24 protein-coding genes are annotated in these 23,557 nt (G+C 47.1%); 13 read left to right on the top strand and 11 right to left on the bottom strand.

The genetic code is table 11. From position 1 onward, the window contains the following. Positions 1 to 94: 94 nt before the first annotated feature. The 3 genes from MY7_RS01925 to MY7_RS01915 form a co-directional block, all read right to left on the bottom strand. Positions 95 to 712 carry an NUDIX hydrolase gene (locus tag MY7_RS01925; protein WP_007609737.1) on the bottom strand — a complete coding sequence of 206 codons (618 nt, stop codon included), beginning with the start codon at positions 710 to 712 and terminating at the stop codon, positions 95 to 97. Between the two features lie 175 nt (positions 713 to 887). Next, positions 888 to 1,760, bottom strand: a complete 873-nt coding sequence (locus MY7_RS01920; RefSeq protein WP_007609735.1) for a DMT family transporter — start codon at positions 1,758 to 1,760, stop codon at positions 888 to 890. Between the two features lie 215 nt (positions 1,761 to 1,975). Continuing rightward, complete coding sequence (locus tag MY7_RS01915) at positions 1,976 to 2,797, bottom strand: MerR family transcriptional regulator (RefSeq protein WP_007609733.1); 822 nt, start codon at positions 2,795 to 2,797, stop codon at positions 1,976 to 1,978. A gap of 131 nt (positions 2,798 to 2,928) precedes the next feature. Between MY7_RS01915 and MY7_RS01910 the strand changes: the two genes are divergently transcribed. After that, positions 2,929 to 3,387, top strand: a complete 459-nt coding sequence (locus tag MY7_RS01910; protein WP_007609731.1) for a GNAT family N-acetyltransferase — start codon at positions 2,929 to 2,931, stop codon at positions 3,385 to 3,387. Positions 3,388 to 3,544: 157 nt separating this feature from the next. After that, on the top strand, positions 3,545 to 4,288 hold the full coding sequence (locus MY7_RS01905) for a sulfite exporter TauE/SafE family protein (protein WP_029326193.1): 744 nt from the start codon (positions 3,545 to 3,547) through the stop codon (positions 4,286 to 4,288). A 41-nt stretch (positions 4,289 to 4,329) separates the two neighbouring features. Here the strand turns inward: MY7_RS01905 and MY7_RS01900 are convergent, their stop codons facing one another. Further along, entirely contained in the window at positions 4,330 to 5,169 is an 840-nt protein-coding gene (locus MY7_RS01900; RefSeq protein WP_029326194.1) for a helix-turn-helix transcriptional regulator, read from the bottom strand. Positions 5,170 to 5,277: 108 nt separating this feature from the next. Here MY7_RS01900 and fabF point away from each other — a divergent pair, with 108 nt between their 5' ends. Then, on the top strand, positions 5,278 to 6,513 hold the full coding sequence (fabF, locus tag MY7_RS01895; protein ID WP_007609722.1) for a beta-ketoacyl-ACP synthase II: 1,236 nt from the start codon (positions 5,278 to 5,280) through the stop codon (positions 6,511 to 6,513). Positions 6,514 to 6,541: 28 nt separating this feature from the next. On the opposite strand, the gene MY7_RS01890 is transcribed toward fabF, so the two are convergent. Continuing rightward, the gene (locus MY7_RS01890) at positions 6,542 to 7,753 is read right to left on the bottom strand and encodes a Bcr/CflA family efflux MFS transporter (RefSeq protein WP_007609720.1); all 1,212 of its coding nucleotides are present in this window, start codon (positions 7,751 to 7,753) and stop codon (positions 6,542 to 6,544) included. Positions 7,754 to 7,897: 144 nt separating this feature from the next. Beyond that, positions 7,898 to 9,031: a glycerol dehydrogenase gene (locus tag MY7_RS01885; RefSeq protein ID WP_007609719.1), complete on the bottom strand. Its 1,134-nt coding sequence runs from the start codon at positions 9,029 to 9,031 to the stop codon at positions 7,898 to 7,900. Between the two features lie 282 nt (positions 9,032 to 9,313). On the opposite strand from MY7_RS01885, the gene MY7_RS01880 reads away from it, so the two are divergent. The 4 genes from MY7_RS01880 to MY7_RS01865 all read left to right on the top strand — a co-directional run bounded on the left by MY7_RS01880 (position 9,314) and on the right by MY7_RS01865 (position 13,569). Next, a complete protein-coding gene (locus MY7_RS01880) occupies positions 9,314 to 10,171 on the top strand; it encodes a YitT family protein (protein ID WP_007609718.1) in 858 nt (285 codons plus the stop codon). A 116-nt stretch (positions 10,172 to 10,287) separates the two neighbouring features. Beyond that, positions 10,288 to 10,815 (top strand): GNAT family N-acetyltransferase, encoded by a 528-nt coding sequence (locus MY7_RS01875; protein ID WP_007609717.1) that lies wholly within the window; start codon positions 10,288 to 10,290, stop codon positions 10,813 to 10,815. 276 nt (positions 10,816 to 11,091) lie between these two features. Then, complete coding sequence (abc-f, locus tag MY7_RS01870; protein ID WP_007609715.1) at positions 11,092 to 12,720, top strand: ribosomal protection-like ABC-F family protein; 1,629 nt, start codon at positions 11,092 to 11,094, stop codon at positions 12,718 to 12,720. A gap of 126 nt (positions 12,721 to 12,846) precedes the next feature. Next, positions 12,847 to 13,569, top strand: a complete 723-nt coding sequence (locus MY7_RS01865; protein WP_029326195.1) for a gamma-glutamyl-gamma-aminobutyrate hydrolase family protein — start codon at positions 12,847 to 12,849, stop codon at positions 13,567 to 13,569. Positions 13,570 to 13,602: 33 nt separating this feature from the next. On the opposite strand, the gene MY7_RS01860 is transcribed toward MY7_RS01865, so the two are convergent. From MY7_RS01860 to MY7_RS01850, 3 genes are all read right to left on the bottom strand, one after another. Continuing rightward, positions 13,603 to 15,756, bottom strand: a complete 2,154-nt coding sequence (locus MY7_RS01860; RefSeq protein WP_029326196.1) for an MMPL family transporter — start codon at positions 15,754 to 15,756, stop codon at positions 13,603 to 13,605. 98 nt (positions 15,757 to 15,854) lie between these two features. Further along, complete coding sequence (locus MY7_RS01855; RefSeq protein ID WP_007609712.1) at positions 15,855 to 16,490, bottom strand: response regulator transcription factor; 636 nt, start codon at positions 16,488 to 16,490, stop codon at positions 15,855 to 15,857. Then, entirely contained in the window at positions 16,483 to 17,700 is a 1,218-nt protein-coding gene (locus MY7_RS01850) for a sensor histidine kinase (protein ID WP_032864652.1), read from the bottom strand. Before MY7_RS01850 ends, MY7_RS01855 begins: the two co-directional genes overlap by 8 nt. 411 nt (positions 17,701 to 18,111) lie before the next feature. On the opposite strand from MY7_RS01850, the gene MY7_RS01840 reads away from it, so the two are divergent. From MY7_RS01840 to MY7_RS01820, 5 genes are read left to right on the top strand one after another with little or no spacing between them, the layout of a single operon-like run. Then, positions 18,112 to 18,357, top strand: a complete 246-nt coding sequence (locus tag MY7_RS01840) for a hypothetical protein (protein ID WP_007609706.1) — start codon at positions 18,112 to 18,114, stop codon at positions 18,355 to 18,357. 17 nt (positions 18,358 to 18,374) lie between these two features. Beyond that, positions 18,375 to 18,743 (top strand): spore coat protein, encoded by a 369-nt coding sequence (locus MY7_RS01835; RefSeq protein ID WP_015416918.1) that lies wholly within the window; start codon positions 18,375 to 18,377, stop codon positions 18,741 to 18,743. Between the two features lie 18 nt (positions 18,744 to 18,761). Next, positions 18,762 to 19,898 (top strand): zinc-dependent alcohol dehydrogenase, encoded by a 1,137-nt coding sequence (locus tag MY7_RS01830; protein WP_007609704.1) that lies wholly within the window; start codon positions 18,762 to 18,764, stop codon positions 19,896 to 19,898. 18 nt (positions 19,899 to 19,916) lie between these two features. Beyond that, positions 19,917 to 20,114: a hypothetical protein gene (locus tag MY7_RS01825; RefSeq protein WP_007609703.1), complete on the top strand. Its 198-nt coding sequence runs from the start codon at positions 19,917 to 19,919 to the stop codon at positions 20,112 to 20,114. Positions 20,115 to 20,129: 15 nt separating this feature from the next. Further along, positions 20,130 to 20,429, top strand: a complete 300-nt coding sequence (locus MY7_RS01820; protein ID WP_007609702.1) for a spore coat protein — start codon at positions 20,130 to 20,132, stop codon at positions 20,427 to 20,429. A gap of 65 nt (positions 20,430 to 20,494) precedes the next feature. On the opposite strand, the gene pdxR is transcribed toward MY7_RS01820, so the two are convergent. Continuing rightward, positions 20,495 to 21,883 carry a MocR-like pyridoxine biosynthesis transcription factor PdxR gene (gene pdxR, locus MY7_RS01815; RefSeq protein ID WP_029326199.1) on the bottom strand — a complete coding sequence of 463 codons (1,389 nt, stop codon included), beginning with the start codon at positions 21,881 to 21,883 and terminating at the stop codon, positions 20,495 to 20,497. Positions 21,884 to 22,009: 126 nt separating this feature from the next. On the opposite strand from pdxR, the gene MY7_RS01810 reads away from it, so the two are divergent. After that, on the top strand, positions 22,010 to 22,894 hold the full coding sequence (locus MY7_RS01810) for a DMT family transporter (RefSeq protein WP_029326200.1): 885 nt from the start codon (positions 22,010 to 22,012) through the stop codon (positions 22,892 to 22,894). Positions 22,895 to 22,970: 76 nt separating this feature from the next. On the opposite strand, the gene MY7_RS01805 is transcribed toward MY7_RS01810, so the two are convergent. Beyond that, the gene (locus MY7_RS01805; protein WP_029326201.1) at positions 22,971 to 23,549 is read right to left on the bottom strand and encodes a TetR/AcrR family transcriptional regulator; all 579 of its coding nucleotides are present in this window, start codon (positions 23,547 to 23,549) and stop codon (positions 22,971 to 22,973) included. Positions 23,550 to 23,557: the final 8 nt, after the last annotated feature.

Raw genomic sequence — 23,557 nt, 5'->3', positions numbered from 1 at the left:
CCTGGCCTAATGATTTACCTTCTCTATCACAGGCCGGATCATTCATAAGTGAAATGGTTCTGAACCAGTTCCTCTCTTTTTCCTACTTGCTGCCTTAATCAAAATAAACGGGTTCGTCCGGATGTTTGAGATATGCAAACATCCTTTCAATCTGACTTTCCGTATTGCGGGCTTCAGATAGCGGCGGCAGTTCCGTCTCCGCAAAAAAGCCTGCCGCGCTTGTTTCCGTTCCCTCCCTGAGCCGGCCGCCGATGATCTCGCATTTGATAAACACTTTGTAAACGTGGACGGCGGACGGCGGATGCGAATGGCATTTCTTATCCATTACAGCTAACAGTTTAACGGGCTTTACGTCGATTCCCGACTCCTCTTTTACTTCTTTGACAGCGGTCTCGCCCGGAGAAATCCCGATATCAGCCCATCCGCCAGGCAGCGCCCATCTGCCGTCGCTTTTCTCTCTTACCATTAATATGCTCTGATCTTTAAAAACTGCCGCTCTGATATCAACTTTCGGAGTGGGGTAGCCCATGTCACCGGCGAATACGTCTTTAATGATTCTTTTGTCGATGCCGGTATAATGCGCCATGATATCCACGCTTATTTTTCTTATTTCTTCAAATCTCTCAATATCATATATGTCTTTGGAATAAGCCAGCCCCGCTTGCGCCATGGATTGAAGCTGTTTTGCCCAATCTAGCCATTTTGGCTCCATTTTTTCACCGCCCGTTATGTTAATTGACGAAACCCTGAGGGTCCGGGTATTGCACCTTGAGAGTACCGGTGCCCATGATCCGTTTCTGCTCCTTGTTTTCTGTTTATGGAGGGGCGAATCCTGCCGGGAAAACAGAAAAAAGCCATTCATTTGCTGAATGGCTTTTTTTCATTTTCTATTTTTCTTTCATGACAAGAACGACGCCTGAAACAATAAGAGCCGCTCCGATCCAGAAGGTTCCTCCGATCGTCTCTCCCAGCAGCAGCCAGCCGAGCAATGTTCCGGAAAGCGGCTGAAAGAAGAAAAACAGACCGCCGCTTGCCGCATTCAGCAATTGCAATCCGCGATTCCAAAGCATGAACGCGCAGGCGGTTGAGATCACACCCAAATATAAAAGTCCGCCCCATATCTCAGGCCGGGCAAGCTGAGACAAAGGAATCTCCTGAAGCGGGCCCGCTGTAAACGGGGTCAGGATGACAAATGCGACGCAAATGGAATACGTTGTGACGACAAGCGGTGAGTAATGGCCGGGAACCCGTTTCATCAGCACGGACATCAAAGCCCATGTCAGCGCCGCAGCCAGAAGCGAGAGACCGCCGAGCTGGCTCGACATATTGAGATCTCCGTTCCCCACAATGAGCAATACTCCGATCGTCGCCAGCCCTGTCGATATTCCTTTTTTCAGCGTTAACCGCTCTTTCAACATGAGCCGGGCAAATACAACCATAAATGCGGGAGTGGATGCCGTAATAATCGCACCCATCTGCGCGGTTGATAATTTCGTGCCGATTTCCTGCGTGACGATCGAAATCGTGTTGCCGATCAATCCGATCGCAGCGATCAGTAATAAATCACGTTTATGAACTTTCCAGGATTGGCGTGTAAACAAACTGAGAATCAAAAGCGAAAGAAGCGCCACCGCATATCTCAGCCATACCAGTTCAAGCGGCGGAATGACCGCTACCACAACTTTTACAACGACATACATACCGCCCCAGATACTGGCGGCCAATGCCAAATAAATCGAACCGAACAATGTATTTTTCAACTTGATGCACCCTCCGTTATCATATTAGGTCACGTCATATGCCCTAACGGAGAGAAGCGCAGTCACTTTCCTCCATTAAGGGCGGGGAAGTGCTGCCGGTACATCATGTTCAAATAAGGGCGCTAGAAACATATCGTTTTTCACCTCAATTGCAATCTGATTTTTCTCATTATACAAGGTTTGTTAAAAGACGTAAATGAACGGCGGCATCGGCTTTATGGATTGCGGACTTGCAGCTGGATTCTTGTGATCTGATTGTCAAACCCGTCCGCCACAACCTCATCAAGCATATATTCTTCATATGCATAATCGCCCATTTCCAGCCCATACTCTTCAATAAACTGCATGATGCTGCGGTAAGCCGCTTCCGCTTCATCCCCTATTTGGTACCCGACGGCATAAAGCCCTTTCGGCTTGATATGGAGGTCTCTATTCTCTATTCCTTCATCTGTCTTCATATAAAAATGGGTGTAGTTGTAGAATTCTTTTTTCAGAATCTGCTCCCGCGCAAACAGTCCGCCGACCGGATGCCCCTGATCGAGTTCATGTACCCGCATATAGCGGATCAATTCGGAAATGGCGGCAGTATATTGCCGTTCTGGCAAATGGAGTTCGGGTCGTCCTATCATAAGTGTCTCTTCATCTAATCGCTGCAATGAGACGGAGGAAAAGTCTGTCTCCAAGGCTTGTTCGGTCAGCTTCACCTTTGTCTGAATCATCCTTTGCAGGTGCTCCAGCTTTTTGATTTTGCTTTCGATTTCTGATGATTTCTCTTTTAAAAGCGTGATGATACCCTCAGGGGTTTTGTCTGTTAAGAGCGGTTTGATCTGCTTCAAGGGCACGCCGGCCTCCTTAAACAGACCGATGACCTGGAACAGTTCGAATTGATGATAGGAATAGTATCTGTATCCATTCGCTTTTTTGATTTCCGGAGAAAGCAGGCCGATCTCGTCATAATGGAACAGGGTTTGTTTTTTTACGCGGCACAGTTTTGCAAATTCACCCGTTGTGAAGTATTTTCTGACGTCTTCGCTCATAATGCCTCCTTGACTATACGGTAACCATATCCTTTATGATGATCATTGTATCCGAGAGAAGGCTGATTCACAAATGGCTTACGCAATGAAAGCTTTACCGTCTCAAAAAAAGCGGAAGAGGAGTATCAAGTATGACGATTGAAATCAGAGCAGTCACGGAAGAAAACCGTGCCGATATACTGGCGCTTCATGTAAGAGAAAGCCAGACTTCATTTATTGAAACCCCGGAAGAGTGCTTACAAGATGCTGAGGATTGCCGGCATTATCAGCCGGCCGGTCTTTATGTTAACGGGGAATTAGTCGGCTTTGCCATGTACGGATGGTTTCCGGAATATGATGAGGAAAATGAAAACGGCAGAGTGTGGCTTGATCGTTTTTTTATTGATGAACGTTATCAGGGACGGGGATTGGGCAAGCTGTTGCTTGATGCCCTTATCCGCCATCTCGTTCGAATATATGATTGCAGACGGATTTATTTAAGCCTGTTTGAAGATAACGTGCACGCATTGCGGCTTTATCAAAAATTCGGCTTCTTATTCAATGGAGAGCTGGACTCAAACGGGGAAAAAGTGATGGTGAAAGAGCTGTAAACCCTCTGTATAAAAGCGATTCGGCTTCTTGCCAATACCTTAAATTTGAGGTAACATAAAGATATTAGACGACGGTCGACGGACTACGGTCGATTATTAGAACCTGATACAGCGGAGCGGAACATGGTGATCAGGCATCTAAATGGAGGAGAAGATTGTGCTTATTATACTCGTTATGTTTCTTCTCGGGATTATTCTCGGGTTTATCGGCGCCGGGGGAGCCGGTTTTGTCATTGCACTTTTAACTATACTGTTTCACGTACCGATTCATACGGCTTTAGGCACCTCCCTTGCCGGAATGGCTTTCACAAGTTTATCGGGGGCTTTCAGCCACTACCGTGAAGGCAATATTCAGATAAAGATCGGCCTCATCGTCGGCGTTTTTGCGGCATTCGGTTCGTTTTTCGGGGCAAGGCTTACTTCCCTTATCCCCGCAGATTTGCTGCATTACTTGACGGCGGGCATGCTGTTTTTATCTGCTCTGCTTATTTTAGTCCGGTTATTTATTGTAAAAGAAACACAAGAAGATTCCGGACAGCAAAGCAATCTGAATATATGGGTGAAAGCCGTTGTACTCGGTGTCATCGCAGGAATCTTGTCCGGAACGTTCGGCATCGGCTCTGCCCCTTTTATCCAGATCGGCTTAATGATTCTTTTACGCTTATCCATCCGCCAGTCGGTCGGCACCACCATGCTTGTCATTATTCCGCTTGCGGTCGGCGGAGGACTCGGTTATGTGACGGAAGGATTTGTCGATTATATGCTGTTGGTCAAAGTGCTGATCGGAACGATGTGCGGCGCATATGTCGGAGCGAAATTCACCAACCTCGTGCCGAAAGTCATTCTGAAATCAGCCATCTTTTTAACACCGGCCATCGCCGGTCTCATGCTTTTATTTTAAACTGAAACGGGAGGCGGCCGCCTCCCGTTTTTTTCTGTTCTTCACCTGTTTTCGAAGAGCTTTTTCAGCTTTGCTTCCGTTTCGGTATGATCTACCGGCGTATACACACTGCAGCGCAGATCACTGTTGCCCTGAACCTGAAATGAAGTCAGGTTAAAGACCATTTTTCCCGCCTTCGCATGGCGGAACTCAATTAATACTTCGGGTGCCGAGCTGACTTCGCTCTCATTCCACAGCGTATGAAATTCCGAATACGTTTTCTCCATTTCTTCTATAAACTGAGAATACCACGTATCAGCTACATACTGGCCGTAATACGTTCTGAAAATGGCGATGAATCCTTTCACAAAGTGCTCCCAGTTCACGGCTAAACTTCTTAATTCTTTTCTGGAAAACAATAGCTCTATGAGATTCCGTTTTTCAGGAGGAATTTGTTCAAAATCTAAAAACACGTGAGCCGCGGCCTGGTTCCATCCCACGATATGACACCGCCTGTCCGAGATAATGGTGGGACAATAACGGAGCTCCTGCAGGATTTTTGAAAGCGACGGGCTGATAACCGCTTCTTCCTCCGCGGTAAACGGCTGCTTCACGCCCTCCTCAATGGCAAGCGCGTATAAATAATTTCTCTCATCTTTGTTGAGCTGCAGCGCATCGGAAACGGCGTCCAATACGGATGCGGACACTTTAATGTCTCTGCCCTGCTCCAGCCACGTATACCACGTGGTGCTTACGCCGGCTAATTGCGCGACCTCTTCTCTTCGGAGTCCGGGCGTTCTTCTCCGTGTGCCCATCGGCAGCCCGGCCATCTGCGGAGATATTTTGGCCCGCTGCGTTTTTAAAAACTCTGAGAGCGCCTGCAATCTTCCTTCTGGTATCATACCGAATCTCTCCTCTCTTACCCTGGTATTCATTATACTAGGATAATCTACAACTTGTAATAGGATAATTGCGAGTTACAATAAATACATACCGAAGGAGGAATGACCATGAAAAGAGTTGTGATCACCGGAATGGGAGTGATTTCACCTCTCGGCAATGATGTGCATACATTTTGGAAACACCTGACGGAAGGAAAATCGGGAATCTCTTTCATCGATTCGTTTGATGTCTCCGGCTCAAAGACAAAAATAGCCGGTACCGTCCGTGATTTTGACGCAGAAGAAAGATGGGGCAGAAAAGAAGCGAGACGGCTTGACCGTTTCAGCCAGTTTGCTCTAGCGGCAGCGGAACAGGCGCTTGAAAGCTCCGGGATTCAGCTCGATCAGATTGACCGTGAACGCCTCGGCGTGTACGTCGGCTCGGGAATCGGCGGCATCACGACTTTGATTGATAACGTTCATACTTTAAATGAACGGGGAGCGCGAAAAGTGAGCCCAAGCCTTGTCCCCATGATGATCTCAAACGCGGCCGCCGCTCAAATCAGCATCAGATTAGGCGCGCTCGGCCCCTCACTTTCTCCCGTCACCGCGTGTTCCATCGGCAATACGTCGATCGGGGAAGCATTCAACGCCATTCGGAATGATGACGCAGATATCATGTTTGCCGGGGGAGCGGAAGCGGCGATTACGAATTTGTCATTAGCCAGCTTCGGCAATGCCCACGCGCTGTCAGCGAGAAACGAAGACCCCGCCGCGGCAAGCCGTCCGTTTGACGCGGATCGCGATGGATTTGTCATGAGTGAAGGCGCGGGCATCTTAGTATTGGAATCATTGGATAGCGCAATCAGCCGAAACGCCCCGATCCTTTGTGAGGTGCTCGGCTACGGCGCAAGCTCTGACGCCTATCATATGGTGGCCTCCCATCCGGAAGGAACGGGCGCATACCTGGCGATGAAAAACGCTTTGAAAAAGGCGAACGTTTCAGCGGAAGACATTGATGTCGTAAGCGCCCATGCGACAAGCACAAAAGCCGGAGATCTTTCTGAAACGTTGGCCATCAAGACATTATTCGGGGAGCTTGCGTATGACATTCCGGTTACGGCCAACAAATCAATGCTCGGCCACATGCTTGGCGCGGCAGGCGGAGTTGAAGCCATCGCTCTGACAGAAAGCCTGCGACACGGCATCATTCCGCCGACGATCAATCTGCAGCACCCTGATTCGGCATGTGATTTGGACTATGTCTCAGAAGGACCCCGCCATCAATCGTTAACGATCGGCCTTTCCAACTCATTCGGCTTTGGCGGGCATAATTCGGCGATCGTGCTGAAGAAATATGAATAGCGGGCATCAAAAAAAGGAGTGAATCATTTCACTCCTTTTTTGCTTTCTCCGGTTTTGTTGTTAAGGCGAAAAAAGCGATGGAACCGATAACGGATGTCGTGAACATAATTGCCCCCATCGGGACGGCCGTCGCTTCATTCATCCCCACAAGCGGCGACACGATGGAACCGAGAAGAAGCGGAAGCATGCCGAGCAGTGCGCTTGCGCTTCCCGCGCGGTGTCCCTGCTTTTCCATCGCCAATGTAAAGGTGCTTGTCAGCGTCATGCCGATCGTAATCATATAAATAAAAATTGAAATCACCAGTGCCGCCAGCGGCCCGTGAATGATCGTCATGACGAGCAGAACGGCAGTCGCCGTCATCGCTGTAATCACGCCGATTCTCAGCAGGCTTTTTTCGTGAATGATCCCGCCGAAACGCCCGATGATAAAGCTTCCGGTAATGATCGCCAGACCGTTTATGCCGAATAAAACACTGAATACCTGAGGCGATACTCCGTAAATATCCTGATACACGAAAGGCGTTCCGGAGACATACGCAAAGCTCCCGCCGTGAATAAAACCGACCGTCAGCGCATAGCCGATAAATGACCGATCCTTCAGCAGACTTCCCATTGTCCGCACGGAATTTCCGATGGAGCTCGGAATCCGCTTTTCCGGCGGCAGGGTTTCTGTCAGCTTGAGCGCAATGATGAGCACAAGCAAAAAACCGATAAACGTTAAAAAGAGAAAAATCGTATGCCATGATGCAAACGGAAGCAGTAAAATCGCGCCTCCCGTCATCGGCGCCACCATCGGCGCTACGGCGGTAATGACCATCAGCAGCGAGAAAAATTTAGAAAGCTCTCTTCCCGTAAACACATCTCTGACGATTGCACGGGATAAAACGAGTCCTGCCGAAGCGGTGAATCCTTGAAGAAAACGGGCAATCACTAGTGTTACAATGTTCGGTGCAAGTGCGCAAAACAGAGAAAACAACGCAAATAAAAAAATACATAGTAATAACGGTTTTCTTCTTCCCTTCGCGTCACTTAACGGGCCGACAACAACCTGTCCGATTGTCAGTCCGATCAGACATGCGGTTAAACTGAGCTGGACAAGCGATGCGCGGGCGCTTAAATCTTCAGCGATTTCAGGGAAACTCGGCAGATACATATCTATATTGAGCGGCCCCAGTATCGCAAGCATTCCGAGAAGAAAAGCCAGCGCAAGCCGCTCCTTACCGGTCGGATTATGCAGCATATCGTTCCCACCTTTCCTTTTCAATCTCTCAAAACATTTGTATATTGTATCATAATTTTTTCTTTATTTTTAAAAGTTTTCAAAGGGCACAAAAAAACCAAGGGCTGTAACAGCCCTTGGGTCCGGGTCACGCGGTAAAAGGTTTTATGCGTGTTTTTCTTTAAATGCTTTTGCGTATTGATCAGCCGCTATAATGGCATCCGCCACGTCGTCAGCCGTCACGTCAAAAGCGGCATGAATTGTTTCTTCTTCAATCGTCGCGGCTTCTGCCACTTTCATAATGTCCTCTTTAGATGCGTCTTTCAATTTGATGTCTTCAAGTGTGACAGGCAGCCCCAAGCTGATATAAAACGCGATATACCGCTCAATTTCCTCAAGCGAACGTTTTTCCAGCGCCAATTGAACGAGCGTGCCGAATGCCACTTTTTCACCGTGGGTCAAGTGATGGATTTCACCTTCAAGCGCGGTAAATCCGTTATGAATGGCATGCGCCGCAGCTAAGCCGCCGCTTTCAAATCCCAGTCCGCTCAGAAGTGTATTGGCTTCAACCACCGCTTCCAATGCGGGCGTAACGGCTTTCGCTTTCACAGACTCATAAGCGAGATGGCCGTATTTGAATAATACCGCTTCACATTTTTCCGCGATAGCCTCTCCGGCGATTGTCGGAATTCCGCCTGCCATCGTTTTACCGCCATTGGCGATGACACTGCGCGCCTCTATCCACGTCGCCATCGCATCGGCAATCCCTGATGCTAAAAAGCGCGGCGGAGCTTCCGCGACGATTTTCGTATCGACCAGAACCAGGTCAGGATTCTTATGATAGAAACGATAGTTTTCGAACGCGCCTTGTTCAGAATACACGACAGACAGCCCGCTTGTCGGAGCATCCGTTGAAGCGGCCGTCGGCACGATAACGGTATAGCCGTTTATTTCATCTGATACGGCTTTGGCCGTATCAAGCGTTTTACCGCCGCCGACTCCGATGACAATAGTCGCGCCTGCTTTTTCTGCGATGCCGGCAATTCTTTTCATTTCTTCCTGGGAGGCTTCGCCGTTGAAAACCGCCTCTTCAGAAGAGATATTGCTTTTCTTTAATTCAGCCGTCACCTTGTGGCCCGCGATATCCCATACGGTTTTGTCCGCGATGACGACGGCTTTTTCACCAACGCCCTCCAGATGTCCGCCGATCGTTTTAATGGCGTTTTTTCCCTGCACGTATTTGGCCGGACTGATAAAAATTCGTTCCAATGTCATCATCCCTTCTTCGTTGTCTCTCATTACATTTCTCTTATTAATAGAGCAGAAATGAAAACTCTTCTGATATAATTCCTCGTTTTAACTTGATTTAAACCTCATATACACTGCAGAAAAATCAATTTTCACGGCATTGACAAGATGTGAAGGTGTCTATATAATCTTCGATATTGAAGCTGATCATTCTTTACTGAATGAACAAACGAGATTGTGAATGATTCGTCTTAAAAATTATTTAGTTCTTCTGGATAATTTTTGAGGCGTTTTTGTTTTATATATATTTTTGACTGCGGAGGAGGTTTGCACATGAAGAACATTTGCAAGGATATACTGATGATTATGGCCGGAGCCTTTCTTATTGCGGCGTCCGTGGAATTTTTCGTCATCCCGAATCATTTAGGGGACGGCAGCACCGTGGGAATCGCTCTGGTGTTATATTATCTTTTCCATATACCTGCAAGTATTACGACTCTGGTTGTAAATTTGATTTTTATCGGGCTTGCTTATAAATTTTTAACGAAAAAAACGATTTTATACACGATACTCGGGACGGGAATGACTTCTGTTTTTCTCAGCATCGTCAGCTTTATTCCGTTCGGCGTGCACGACATGGTGCTCGGGATTGTATTCGGCGCTCTGCTAATGGGAGCGGGGCTGGCATTGATCTTTATCGCTGACGGATCTACCGGCGGAACCACGCTTTTGGCGTATTTATTAAATTACACAAAGGGCTTTAACATCTCGAAAAGCATGTTTTATATGGATTGTGTCATCATTTTCGCATCCGTTTTAGCGATCGGCCTCAATCATATGCTGTATACGTTTATATTCGTTTATCTGTGCGCCAAAATCGTCGATATTGTCATTGAGGGTTTCCATAATAAAAAAGCCCTCACCATTATGTCTGACCAATACGAAGAAATCGCCAAAGCCATCACCTCCGAGTACGGCAACGCGGCGACGATTTTTTACGGATACGGGTATTACGGCAGCAAAGACAAGCGCATTATCTATGTTGTCATTAAAAAGAACGAATTGTTGAAAATCAAAAAACATGTTCAAAAAATTGATCCTAAATCATTTATCGTTATTCATGAAGTAAAAGAAGCTGTCGGAGGGCAATTCGGGTTTACAAACCTGCCCGCCGCCGCAAATGAAAAATAACCGCCTGCAGTGTATAGCTGCAGGCTTTTTTTATTCGGCTCTTCCCCGCTCAAAGGTTTTTACATCTTTCAATCGAAGTAGTAAATGAAACCTTTTTTGATGGAGGAACATAAAAAATGAATATCAAAACTGACAGGCTCGTAATTCGCACATTTGAACCGGAAGATTGGCAGGATGTCTATGCGTACACATCAAATCCAAATGTCATGAAATATATACCAGAGGGTGTCTTTACCGAAGATGATGCCAGGAAATTCGTTACTGAAAACAGCGGTGAACATGCCGGGAAGTTTCCCGTTTTATTGAAGGATGAGAAAACGGTCATTGGCCACATTGTTTTTTTTCAGTATTTTGGCGATCATACGTATGAAATCGGCTGGGTGTTTCGCCCGGAATATCAGGGCAAAGGATATGCTTCAGAGGCGGCGCGAGCCGTGCTGGCATTCGGGTTTAACAAGATGAAATTACACCGGATCATTGCGACATGTCAGCCGGAAAACACGGCTTCGCACCGGGTGATGGAAAAGATCGGGATGAGGCGGGAAGGCTTTTTTAAAAAATGCATCCCCCATGATAATGAATGGTGGGATGAATATTATTATGCCGTTTTAGAAGAAGAGTGGGAAGTCTCCAATCTGGAATAAAAAGGCTTATACCCTTTGCTTTTACAGATAAGTGTGTGCTACACTGTTCGTAACAAATATGAAGGGATGATGGGTGGACAATGATTAACTAATCTTATTTTGACAGTTTGAAATCAAATATTTCAAATCAGAAAAAATAGGATTAGTCTGCCCATTTTCTATACGATACGAAAGCTATGTGAAAATAGCTTATTTGATCATGCACAGGTACGGCTAATCCTTCCAAATCAATTGGGAGGATTTTTTTGTCCTCCCTTTAAAGCGAGGGATTGACATATGAAAGAAATGTTAAAGTTAAGCGGCATCAGTTATGAAATCAACAGCGTTCCCCTTTTTGAACAGATCAGCGCGAGCGTTCAGCAAGGTGACATCATCGGCGTTATCGGTAAAAACGGCGCTGGCAAATCTTTGTTGCTGCAATTGATCTGCAATCAAAAAGCGCCGTCACAAGGACAGATCCAGATGATGCAAGATGTGAACGTATATATGGTGGAACAAGAAACGGAAGCTTATGATTCCGGCCATCCGGAGCCTGCGGAGGCAGCCTTGTTAGAAAAGTGGAACGTGCCCGCACGCGCCTTTTCGCAATTGAGCGGCGGAGAAAAACTGAAAGCCCGTCTTGCCAAAGGTTTCTCCTCCTCAAGCAGCCTTTTGTTATTAGATGAGCCGACGAACCACCTCGATCAGCACAGTTTAGAAATACTGCTAAATCAGATCAAGAATTACAAAGGCACCATTATTTTTGTTTCGCATGATCGTGCTTTTATAGATGCAGCGGCGACAAAAATCTGGGCCATCGAAGGAAAGAAACTCATTGAGCATAAAGGGAATTATTCAAGCTATATGGAGGTCCGCAAACAGAGAAGGCTGACACAGCAGCGGGAATATGAGAATCAGCAGCATATGATCAGACGGATTGAAGCTCAAATGAACGAGCTGAGCGCCTGGTCAAAAAAAGCCCATGCCCAATCAACGAAAATAGAAGGATTTAAAGAATACCATCGCGTAAAAGCAAAACGCACGGACGCCCAGATTAAATCAAAGCAGAAGCGTCTTGAAAAAGAGCTTGAAAAAGCGAAAGCAGAACCGGTTGAAGCGGAGTATGAAGTCCGTTTTTCCATTGAGCACCGCAAAAAAGCGGGAAAGCGTTTTTTAGAAGTAAGGGATGTCTCAAAGTCATATGACGGACGAACGCTTTTCAAAAACGTGAATTTCACTGTGATGCACGGTGAAAAGATTGCGATTACAGGTCCGAACGGCAGCGGGAAAACAACATTATTGAAGGTCATCCTCGGTCAGGAAAAAGCGCAGGGCGGCATATGGATTTCTCCGTCTGCAAATGTCGGATATTTAACCCAGGAAGTATTCGACCTTCCGCTTGATAAAACCCCCGAACAGCTTTTTTACAAAGAAACGTTCGAAGCAAGGGGAAATGTTCAATCCCTCATGAAGCACTTAGGATTTACCGCAGCGCAATGGACGGAACCCATCGGCAAGATGAGCATGGGAGAGCGGGTCAAATGCAAACTGATGGCGTTTATTCTGGAGGAGAAAGATGTGCTGATTCTGGATGAGCCGACAAACCACCTTGATCTGCCGTCACGCGAGCAGCTTGAAGACACTTTGGCCCGATACGACGGAACGCTCATCATCGTATCTCATGATCGTTACTTTGTCGAAAAGACGACGGACATCCGGCTTGATATCTCAAACGGCAGCGTCCGAAAACAATGGAAAGAATCTCCCTCCGTCAGGGATGATGCTGAAGAACTGCGATTAAAGCTTGAAACCGAACGGCAGGAAGTCCTCGGAAAACTCAGCTTCATGACTCCGGCTGATAAACAATATCGTGAGCTTGATCAAAAATTCAAAGAGCTGACGGAAGAAATCAAGAAATTGAAATGAATGTAAAAACCCGTGATTGTCACGGGTTTTGTTTTGGAAAGCTCACGTATCATGAAGAATAATTTCAAACTGATTTGTACAACCTACGTTCAGATTAATTATGAGCATGGTTCAGGGGGGCGAAGAATGGCCAAACGCATTGGAATTACGGGAAACATTATGGCTGATCAATCCGGCCCTTTCCCGGGTTATAATCGGGCATATGTCAATAATGATTATATTCAGTCTGTTTCTGAGGCCGGCGGTGTGCCGTTTATATTGCCGGTGATTCAAGAGACGGCGCTTTTAAAGGAACAGGTCTCTCATGTTGACGGGATCATTCTGTCCGGCGGCCAGGATATAGACCCGCTGTTTTACGGCGAAGAACCTTTACAGGCTTTAAGAAAGACCTTTCCTGATCGGGACGCCTACGAGAAGGAGCTGATTCTCACGGCGGTTGCTTTAGAAAAGCCGATTCTGGCCATCTGCCGGGGGATGCATATGTTAAACGTCACTTACGGGGGAACTTTATATCAAGACCTGACACACGCTTCGTTTGCTGACATTAAGCATGATCAAGAAAAAGATCCGCCATTAAAAACTCATCATGTTTCTTTTGAAAAAGGGACACGTCTCCATTCTTTGTTTGGCGATTCAGCGCGGGTGAATTCATTCCATCACCAGATCATAAAAGAGACGGCGCCTTCGTTTAAAGCCGCGGCTTATGCGAAAGACGGGGCCATTGAAGCGATTGAACGGACGGGTGAATTATTTGTCGTTGGCGTGCAATGGCATCCCGAAATGCTGACAAAAAAACATGAAGACATGAAAAAGCTTTTTTCTCTTTTCATGAATGCGGTCAGCACATAAAAAAAGCAGATCAAAACGATCTGCTTTTTCATTTTATTCTTCCGGTTTCTCCGGTGTTTTGCCTTGTGTCAGCTTATGGCCTTCGATATCCACGTTCGGAATGATTTTATCCAGCCACTTCGGCAAGTACCAGGCCGCATGTCCCATCAGCTTCATGACACTCGGAATGATGGTCATTCTTACAATGAACGCATCGAAAAGAACACCGAAGGTCATTGCCAAGCCCATGGATTTGATCGTAGCTTCTCCCGCAAAGATGAATCCCGCAAAGACGAAAATCATGATCAGCCCCGCCGCTGTTACGACAGGCCCGCTATGCTTCAATCCGGCATGGATGGCTTGTACCGGATTTTTTGTTTTGACATATTCTTCTCTCATTCTGCTGACAAGGAATACTTGATAATCCATCGCCAGTCCGAAAAGAATACCGATTGCTAAAATAGGCAGGAAGGCAAGAATCGGGCCTTTTTCCGGAATGCTCAGCAAGCCGGTGAAATGTCCATCCTGCAGGACGAATACCGATAACCCGAGTGTTGCGGTCATTGTCAGCAAAAAGCCAAGAACGGCCGCAAGCGGCACGAGAAGAGAACGGAAAACGACGGTCAGCAATACAAATGCAAACCCGACAATAAGAATGGCGAATTCCGGAATGGCATCGTTTAACCGATCTGAAATATCAATGTTCACCGCGGTTGACCCGGTGACGAGCAGACGGATGCCGTTTTTGTCTGACAGTTTCCGTATATCCTGCACTAACTCTTTCGTTGCCTTATCATTCGGTCCGGTTTCAGGCACTGCCGTAATGATGGCATAGTCCCCTTTTTCGTTCGGCATGGCAGGGGTGACGCTCGCCACATTATGCAAGTCCTTCATTTCTTTCACGGCGTCTTGGAATGCTTCATTTTTATTGCCCTTAACATCTTTTGCATCGGCAACAATTGTCAGCTTGCCGTTAAAGCCTTCGCCGAATCCTTTAGACAACAGATCATAGGCGCGGCGATCCGGGCTGTCTTTCGCTTTCATTCCCGCATCAGGCAGCCCCAGCTCTAAATGCATGGCCGGCAGACTGATGACAGCTAAAAGAATCATGCTGAACATGCTTAACAGAATAGGCTTCTTTGTAACGAAGCGCCCCCAGGCATTCGTGTCGGCGCTTTTCTTTTCTTTCTTCTTGTATGATTTCGGAATCATCCGTTTTCCTGCGATTGACAACACCGCAGGAACCAGCGTAACAGAAGCCGATACAGCCATCAGCACACTGAGTGCCGCAGTCAACCCCATGGCAGACATGAACGGAATGCCCACAACGGTCAATCCGCAAAGCGCGACGATCACGGTCAGTCCCGCAAAAACGACGGCGCTGCCTGCCGTTCCCGCGGCTTTCGCGATCGATTCATTTTTTTGTACACCTTCGCCCAAAAACTGACGATGCTTCGTAAAGATAAACAGCGCATAATCAATCCCGACGGCCAGGCCGATCATTCCGGATAATGAGAGGCTGACCGAAGCTATCGTAAAGACCTGTGTTCCGATTAACGTCAGTCCGACGCTTACGCCCAACCCAATCAGGGCCGTGACAATCGGCAGCCCCGCTATGACTAATGAACCAAACGTAATAGCCAGTACGACGAATGCCAGCACAACGCCGATAATTTCTGATACACCGCCGACTTCAACACCGGCCCCCGGCACATCACCGCTGAGCTCCGTCTGCAGGCCCTTGTCTCCTGCGGCAGACAGACTGTGTTTGATATGTGAAACAGACGCGGCCGAAATGTCATCCGCCGCTTTTTTATACGTAATATCGGCATATGCCACTGATCCGTCTTTAGAAATGGTTCCTGTTTCAAAAGGATTTGCAATCGAAGCGACTGAATGATCTGTTTTGATCTTCTTTAAAGTATCTTCGATCGCTTGTTTTTCTGATTTTGACGTCATTTTTTTCCCATCTTCAGCACCGAAAATCACCCGTATGCTTCCTTTATCGGGACCCTTTGAAAATTCTTTTTGAATCATATCCATTGCCTTTTCAGAAGGTGTGTCGGGAATTGACATATCCTCAGAAAAAGCAGGTTTTAACGAGATGGCGATCACAATCGAAGCGATCAGTATCACGAGCCACGCACTGATCATTTTTAATCGATTGCGGGCAGACCATCCCCCTAATTTATATAAAAAACCAGACATCGAATACTCCTCTCCAATCATTACTTTCTGCCTAATTGTAGTTCACATTCACATAAAAAAAACGTACATAGGGGCATGTACGTTTGGGCAGTTTTTCATTATATATTCAGTTTCAGAATGCCTTTTTGCATAGCAATGGTGACGGCTTCCGTCCGCGAATCAGCGCCTAATTTGTTATAAATCGATGTTAATCTCGCTTTTACCGTCCGCTCTGAGATTCCTAAATCGAAGGCGATCGCTTTGCTTTTATGTCCTTTCGCAACGGCTTCTAGAACTATGATTTCCTTGTCCGTCAGCTGTGTTTCATTGGCATTTGCCCGTTCCATTTTCTTTTCCCGGAAACGCCGCAAGATGTCCGGCTGCAGAAGCACTTCTCCCCTGACCGCCGCATCCATCGTATGAAATAAGGTTTCTGAGCTTGTGTCCTTCAGCAGATAACTGTTTGCGCCTGATTCGATGCCTTCTATCATCAGATGATCTTCATTATAGGTCGTCAGAATAATGATCGGCACATCAGAATGCTCTTTTATCTGTTTAATGGCTTCCAGCCCGCTCATTTCCGGCATGTACAGATCCATGAGAATGACATCGAGCTTTAGTTCCTCTGCGAGCCGGACGGCGGTTTTCCCGTTTTCCGCTTCTCCCGTTACGGTGTAATGGTCATTTGTTTCTATCAAAAGCTTCAGACCTTCTCTGACGACAAGATGGTCATCTGCTATTAACACTTTATACATGTTCCGCTTCTCCTTGAATTGGTATGATGATCTCAATTTGAGTTCCCGCTGATCTGGCGCTTGTTATACGGAAAATGCCGTTCATCATATTGACGCGTTCTTGTATCCCAAGCAGCCCGTAATGTCCGCTTTTTCTCATTTCTGTTCCGGCATCAAAGCCTTTCCCGTCATCTTTGACGGTTATGCGGATCTGTCCCTCTTCTTCCTGAACGGATACCCAGACATTCTTTGCTTCTGCATGCTTGGCGGCGTTTGTCAGGCCTTCTCCGATCATGTAATGGCAATTCTCCGCCGTATGAACGTCAAGCACATGATGCACGCTGTACTCTAAAAAACAAGACAGCCCGGAGGCTTCTGTAAAATGGTTGATTTGTTCAGTGATGCTTTCTTTTAAGAAGCCGATCTCTTCTGATTTGCTGCGAAGGTTGTCAATGGTCGAGCGCGCATCAGCCAATGTGCCCTTCACTCTGTCCATTGACTGGCTGATGATGTCTTTCGCTCTGTCAGTGTTATCTTTCGAAAGATGAACTTGCACCGCTTCAAGCTGCATATGCAAGCTGACCAATCCTTGGGCAAGCGTATCGTGCAAGTCTCTCGCCATCCGCTGCCTTTCGTTTTGAAGCGTCAGCTGTTTCACTTGCCGGTGAGCGAGCTCTAATTTTTCAAGCGTCATCTGTGTTTTTATTTTTTCATCAACTTGCGCGAAAAATGTTGCCGCATACGTGATAATCACGATCATGATGGGAGCGGCGATAACGATGAAACGTAGCAGATGATGCGGATGCTCCTGGTGCAGGGCTGCTATGGACATTAAAATGAAAAGATAGAGTATGAGCAGCGTTTTTCCCTTATCTGCCATTCCGATAATCTGCCCGATTAAAAAGGCATAGAGACCGATGACCGCCGCGATATAGCCGCCGGTCATCAAGTTAGCCGATGTATATATGATAAATCCCTGTATGATGAAATAAAGAAACGTTTTTTTCTTCACCCAACGATGGGAATGCCAGTGCAGCACGGTAAAAATGACGATCAATATCGTGAATAACAGCAGCAAAAAAACCGTCCAGCTTTCATAAATGTACTGCAAAGAGACTGATGCGGCATATACCATAAAAATAAACGCCAGACCGGGCACCCGAAGCGCAAGCATATGCAATGAGCGTCTGTCACGGGAGACATAGTCTTCTTGATGTTTTGTACCAAACAATCTCTGTCCACTTCCTTTTAGCCGACCGGCCTCACGAGGTTTTATTCTATTTGTCATCATACCATAAGTGCCTTCTTCTCACCTTCCCCTTCTGTTCCTGCATGACGGGTGAAAGAAAAAACAGCCTGCGGGATTGTGCGCAAGCTGCTTTTGTTCATATCTTTTTTATGATCTTTCCCGGGTTTCAGCGGTCTCGTCTCCCGCGCGGCAAAGCCGCCCGCATCAGAAAAACGTTCATGACACCAACAGCCATTCCATGTGAACAAGAGGAAGCGATTGTGCTTCCTCCTTTTTTTGATGCACCGTCAGGCTTTTTATCCGCTTTTCTGATAAACAAAATTTGTAAGACTAGACCTCTTTTCTCAGGGGAAATTAACTACGTATTTCTACAAAGGGAGGTTTCAGACGATTATGGATAAGCGTGAATTAGCGGATCACGAGTCGTTGGACTTACATGAAATCATTAACTTCAAGACGCTTTGTGTCGCGAAATCCAAGCTCATGCAAGGGCTTGTGTTTGATCAGGATCTGAAAACGTTAATGGAAAAAGACGTTCAGCAAGCCTCTCAAGACCTGGCTGATCTGCAAGCGGTTTATGAACGGGCAACGTTTCAGGCTCCCGTTCCTCAAAACCGGCCGACTTCGATCATCAATTGAAAGGAAGGTAAGCATCATTGAATCATGACCATTTAGATCCGATCAATTCATTACATGTCCCTGAACTTGCGGATATGACATTCGCAATGGATTTTCTCATACGCGCCAAAGAAGGCGTCAGAAATACCGCCGTTGCTTTAACAGAAACCGCTTCACCTGATGTAAGAGCTTTGCTGCGCAAACAGCTCATGCAGGGAATCACGATGCATCAGGAGATAACAGACTTGATGGTCAGCAAAAAGTGGTTTCACCCGCATGATCTGAGCGAACAGTATAAATTGGATCAGCTCTCTGCGAAAAATACCCTCATGGTCGGAAATATGAACCTGTTTCCCGTTGAAACAAACAGAAAAGGGATGTTTGACCGCACACCTGATGAACACTAACACTGGAGGTATTACAGCATGAAGGCCGTAACGTATCAAGGAGTGAAAAACGTCGTTGTCAAAGACGTGCCTGATCCGAAGATTGAAAAACACGATGACATGATTATAAAAGTCACAAGTACGGCAATTTGCGGATCAGATTTACATTTAATCCACGGACTCATCCCGAATTTGCAGGAAGACTACATCATCGGCCATGAACCGATGGGCATCGTGGAAGAAACCGGTCCCGGCGTGACGAAAGTCAAAAAAGGCGACCGCGTCATTATTCCTTTTAATATCGCCTGCGGAGAATGCGTTTATTGTAAAAATCACCTGGAAAGCCAATGTGATCAATCAAATGAGAACGGCGATATAGGCGCTTATTTCGGCTATTCAGGAAATGCCGGCGGCTATCCGGGAGGCCAGGCGGAGTATTTGCGCGTTCCATTTGCGAACTTTACTCATTTTAAAGTTCCCGAAACATGCGAAGAACCGGATGAGAAACTGAGTGTTATTTCCGATGCGATGACAACCGGCTTTTGGAGCGTTGACAATGCCGGCGTAAAAGAAGGCGATACAGTTATCGTTCTCGGCTGCGGGCCCGTGGGCCTTTTCGCTCAAAAATTCTGCTGGTTAAAGGGAGCAAAACGCGTAATAGCCGTAGACTATATCAACTACCGTCTCCAGCATGCGAAACGGACGAATAAAGTGGAAATCGTGAACTTCGAAGACCACGAAAATACGGGCAGCTACCTGAAGGAAATCACCAAAGGCGGCGCCGACGTGGTCATTGACGCCGTCGGCATGGACGGAAAAATGACGGATCTTGAGTTCCTCGCCAGCGGATTAAAACTTCAGGGCGGGGCGATGAGCGCATTGGTCATCGCGTCCCAAGCGGTGCGAAAAGGCGGAACGATCCAGATTACGGGTGTGTACGGCGGCAGATACAACGGGTTTCCCCTTGGCGATATCATGCAGCGAAACGTCAATATCCGATCAGGACAAGCTCCGGTCATCCACTATATGCCGTATATGTTTGAACTGGTGTCAACCGGCAAAATTGATCCGGGCGATGTTGTAAGCCATGTCATTCCGCTTAGTGAAGCGAAGCACGGCTATGAGATGTTTGACACGAAAACAGATGATTGTATTAAAGTTGTACTCAAACCTTAGAGAACGGAGGCTACAGAAATGACCAGCGCCTTACATGAATTACTTGAAATTCAGGAGATGGCTTCTTTTAAGTCACTTTGTCTGACGAAATCTAAAACCATGAAAGCGCTCGTATCCGATCCGCAGCTGAAAGAAATCATGCGGCAGGATGTGGATACATCAACAAGGCAATTGCAGGAATTTGCCTCAATTTTATCTGATGCACAGCATGAATGAGGAGATGAATGACGAATGAATCCGATTATTGAATACTTGACGGGAATGAATGCACTGACAGACCAAATTGTCGCAATGGATTTATTGAATTCGGCAAAAAGCGGTGTCAGAAACTATGCGATGGCGGCGACGGAAGCCGGAACGCCTGAAGTGAAAGCGATCCTCACCCGGCACTTAGAAGAAGCCCTTGACATGCACGAGCAAATCTCACGCTATATGATGGAAAAAGGCTGGTATCACCCGTGGAACACAAATGAACAAGCCCATCTCAATTTGCAAAATATTGATACGGCGCTCCGCCTGCCCGTCCTATAAATCGTTTTGATGCTGAGACAGCACCCCTTGCTCAAGCTTCAGTATTTCAAACTGAGAGCTGCCTTTTACAGCGCCCAGGCGGCTCTCAGTTTTTTTATGCCTTCTTGTATATCGGTTTCAGAAACCCCCGCGAATCCGAGGGAAACTGTTTTTTCAGGGACCTGTTTTTGATAGGTAAGAGACACGGGATAGATTTTGACGCCTTGTTCCTCCGCCTTTCCAATCAGCTCTTTTTCGCTGAAAGGCAGATGAACGTCAAGTAAAATCCGCAGCACGGAATTTTCTCCGCGAATCCCGACGTATTGTCCCAGCTCGCGCCGCACGGCCTCTAATAATACCGCTCTTTTTTTCCGGTACAGCTTTCTCATTCTGTTAATATGTTTCTGCCACTCTCCGCTTTTGATAAATTGAGCCAGCGTCAGCTGACTGTGGCAGGAGACGGTTTGTTTATATAAAGAAGCGATTTCCCTTCCTTTTTCGATAAGCGGCAAAGGAAGAATCATATAGCTGATGCGCAGCGAAGGAAGCAGAGATTGGGAAAACGTCCCCATATAAATGACACGGTGATGCTGATCAAGCCCCTGCAATGATGGGATCGGCTGGCCGGTGTATCGGAATTCACCGTCATAATCATCTTCTATAATGAACGATTGATGTTCCTCCGCCCATTTCAGCAGCTGAATCCTTCTGTTTACCGGCATAATCGTTCCTAACGTAAATTGATGAGAAGGCGTGACATATACAAGACGCGGCCGCTCTTCATTCAGCTTCCGGATACAGACTCCCTCATCATCGACGGGTATCGGAATGATCTTCATGTGATTGGCTTTAAAAATCTCCCTCGCTCTCGGATAACCCGGATCTTCATACCCGATGGATAGATTTGCTTCAAATATTTTGCACAGCATTTGCAAAAGAGCAGGGTTCCCGGCGCCGACTATCACTTGTTCAGGACGGCAATTCACGCCGCACGACTGATATAAGTACTCTGAAATGAGCGTTCTCAGCTCAAGCTCGCCCAAATCATCCCCGGGCCGATACAGCTCATGCCCGTATTGATCTAAGCTTGCAACCATGCTTTTGCGCCATGCCGAAAAAGGAAAATGAGCGGCATCCACAGTGCCGTAGTGAAAATCAATCCAATGGCGGTCTTCCTTCGCCTTTGTTTGAACAGGCGAAGCGCCCGGCTTTTTCACATAGACGGCGTCCGAGTCATAATCGGCAAACCATCCGCTTCTCGGCTTACTGACAATATAGCCTTCGGCGGCAAGCTGTTCATAGGCACGCTCCACAGTCGTCTGACTGACGGAAAGCTGACTTGACAAAAGCCTTTTTGAAGGAAGCTTCAGTCCTTTAGGAATACGGCCCTGATGCATATTTTCCTTAAAATGCCGATAAAGCTGCTGATAAAGCGGAATATCCAGATCTCTATTTAAAAATGGCGTGATATCCATTTTTACTCCCTCCAAACTGGCATTCTTCTTTTTATAAAAACTGGCCATTTGTATAAGGTCAATTTCAGTTTATAGTCATTATAAACTTTGAAAATGGGTTTAGAAATATATATTGGAGTGATTGGAATGAATAAAGCCGCAAACGGCTGGATTAACGGATTTATCGGCGTGCTCATTTTCAGCGGCTCGCTTCCCGCGACCCGCTTGGCTGTAGCGGACTTTGACCCGGTATTTCTCACCGTATGCCGCGCCGCGATAGCCGGTATATTGGCAGGCGTTCTGCTCCTCATTTTTCAGGAGAAACGCCCTGCCAAAAGCGACATCATTTCACTAATAACAGTAGCGCTCGGCGTCGTGATCGGTTTCCCGCTGCTTACAGCCTTAGCGCTTCAGCATGTCACATCCGCTCATGCCATTGTCTACATCGGGCTTCTCCCGCTTGCGACGGCGATCTTCGGCGTACTGCGAGGAGGCGAACGGCCCAGGCCGGTCTTTTGGATTTTCTCGGCTGCCGGCAGCATCCTCGTAGCCGGATATGCTCTGCTGCAAGGAGGAGAATCCTCTCCGCTCGGTGATACGTACATGATCGCTTCGATTATCGTGTGCGGTCTCGGTTATGCCGAAGGCGCCCGCCTCTCCCGGCGGCTTGGCAACTGGCAGGTGATCTCTTGGGCACTCGTTTTATCGCTTCCTCTTATGTTCATCCTGTCTTTCTGCTTCATGCCGGACTCATGGTCAAACATCGGCGCGCCCGCACTGCTCAGTCTTGCATATGTCTCAATATTCAGCATGCTGATCGGCTTCGTATTCTGGTATCGCGGACTCGCCCAGGGAGGCATCGCCGCGGTCGGACAGCTGCAGCTTCTGCAGCCTTTCTTCGGACTGTTACTGGCCGCCATGATTCTCCATGAAAAAGCAGGATGGGAACTTGCGGCGGTGAATGCCGGCGTTATCGCTTGCGTGGCGGCCGCCCGGCAGTTCACAAATCAATCAGAAAAGGCCGAACAATGACTTGTTCGGCCTTTTCATTATATTCCGCCCATAGGCAGCAAAAGTCTGCATCTCTTTCACATGATCCGGGTATTTTTCAGGCAGGCTGAACTCCCTTAAACGCACTCATCACCAGATCATGCACATAAGAATCATTCACCTCATCACCTGTGATCAACAGGCGATAGAAAATCGGTCCGTAAATGAGATCGATGCTAACGTCAATATCAAGATTCTCTCTTAATTCACCTTTTTGAATTCCCTTTTCCAGAAGGCCTTTCGCTTGGAGGCGGCGGGGCTGGAAAAATCGCGTGCGATATTCTTCCGCCAATTTTGCATCCAGCTGCCCCGCACCGATTAATTCCTTAATAACGGTTCCTTCCCGGCTCGTCAAAAACCTTGCTAAATTCGTGGCGTGGGTCAATATATCTTGCACTGTTGATCCTGTATCGGGCACAGGCAGTCTGTCCGTAGCGGTCGAAAGAAAGCTGTCCATGATAACGGCAGCCTTGTTTGACCACCATTTATAAATCGTTGCCTTACTCACTTTGGCACGCTCAGCAATTTTATCGACTGTCACCGCGTCAAAGCCACTTTCCAACAATAGGTCATACGCTGCAGAAAGAATTGCCTTATGTGTTCCTTCATCGCGCGGCCGTCCTCGTTTACTCTGCACATGAATCA

Origin of the sequence: Bacillus sp. 5B6, from assembly GCF_000259405.1 — a bacterium.
Taxonomy (GTDB): domain Bacteria; phylum Bacillota; class Bacilli; order Bacillales; family Bacillaceae; genus Bacillus; species Bacillus velezensis.
This window is presented reverse-complemented; position numbering and strand designations above follow the sequence as displayed.

What these genes read in the sequence shown, in the direction of transcription:
- MY7_RS01925 (WP_007609737.1), bottom strand. Translation starts at nt 712, where the DNA reads ATGGAGCCAAAATGGCTAGATTGGGCAAAACAGCTTCAATCCATGGCG.
- MY7_RS01915 (WP_007609733.1), bottom strand. Translation starts at nt 2,797, where the DNA reads ATGAGCGAAGACGTCAGAAAATACTTCACAACGGGTGAATTTGCAAAA.
- MY7_RS01910 (WP_007609731.1), top strand. Translation starts at nt 2,929, where the DNA reads ATGACGATTGAAATCAGAGCAGTCACGGAAGAAAACCGTGCCGATATA.
- MY7_RS01900 (WP_029326194.1), bottom strand. Translation starts at nt 5,169, where the DNA reads ATGATACCAGAAGGAAGATTGCAGGCGCTCTCAGAGTTTTTAAAAACG.
- fabF (WP_007609722.1), top strand. Translation starts at nt 5,278, where the DNA reads ATGAAAAGAGTTGTGATCACCGGAATGGGAGTGATTTCACCTCTCGGC.
- MY7_RS01890 (WP_007609720.1), bottom strand. Translation starts at nt 7,753, where the DNA reads ATGCTGCATAATCCGACCGGTAAGGAGCGGCTTGCGCTGGCTTTTCTT.
- MY7_RS01885 (WP_007609719.1), bottom strand. Translation starts at nt 9,031, where the DNA reads ATGAGAGACAACGAAGAAGGGATGATGACATTGGAACGAATTTTTATC.
- MY7_RS01880 (WP_007609718.1), top strand. Translation starts at nt 9,314, where the DNA reads ATGAAGAACATTTGCAAGGATATACTGATGATTATGGCCGGAGCCTTT.
- MY7_RS01875 (WP_007609717.1), top strand. Translation starts at nt 10,288, where the DNA reads ATGAATATCAAAACTGACAGGCTCGTAATTCGCACATTTGAACCGGAA.
- abc-f (WP_007609715.1), top strand. Translation starts at nt 11,092, where the DNA reads ATGAAAGAAATGTTAAAGTTAAGCGGCATCAGTTATGAAATCAACAGC.
- MY7_RS01865 (WP_029326195.1), top strand. Translation starts at nt 12,847, where the DNA reads ATGGCCAAACGCATTGGAATTACGGGAAACATTATGGCTGATCAATCC.
- MY7_RS01860 (WP_029326196.1), bottom strand. Translation starts at nt 15,756, where the DNA reads ATGTCTGGTTTTTTATATAAATTAGGGGGATGGTCTGCCCGCAATCGA.
- MY7_RS01855 (WP_007609712.1), bottom strand. Translation starts at nt 16,490, where the DNA reads ATGTATAAAGTGTTAATAGCAGATGACCATCTTGTCGTCAGAGAAGGT.
- MY7_RS01840 (WP_007609706.1), top strand. Translation starts at nt 18,112, where the DNA reads ATGGATAAGCGTGAATTAGCGGATCACGAGTCGTTGGACTTACATGAA.
- MY7_RS01830 (WP_007609704.1), top strand. Translation starts at nt 18,762, where the DNA reads ATGAAGGCCGTAACGTATCAAGGAGTGAAAAACGTCGTTGTCAAAGAC.
- MY7_RS01825 (WP_007609703.1), top strand. Translation starts at nt 19,917, where the DNA reads ATGACCAGCGCCTTACATGAATTACTTGAAATTCAGGAGATGGCTTCT.
- MY7_RS01820 (WP_007609702.1), top strand. Translation starts at nt 20,130, where the DNA reads ATGAATCCGATTATTGAATACTTGACGGGAATGAATGCACTGACAGAC.
- pdxR (WP_029326199.1), bottom strand. Translation starts at nt 21,883, where the DNA reads ATGGATATCACGCCATTTTTAAATAGAGATCTGGATATTCCGCTTTAT.
- MY7_RS01810 (WP_029326200.1), top strand. Translation starts at nt 22,010, where the DNA reads ATGAATAAAGCCGCAAACGGCTGGATTAACGGATTTATCGGCGTGCTC.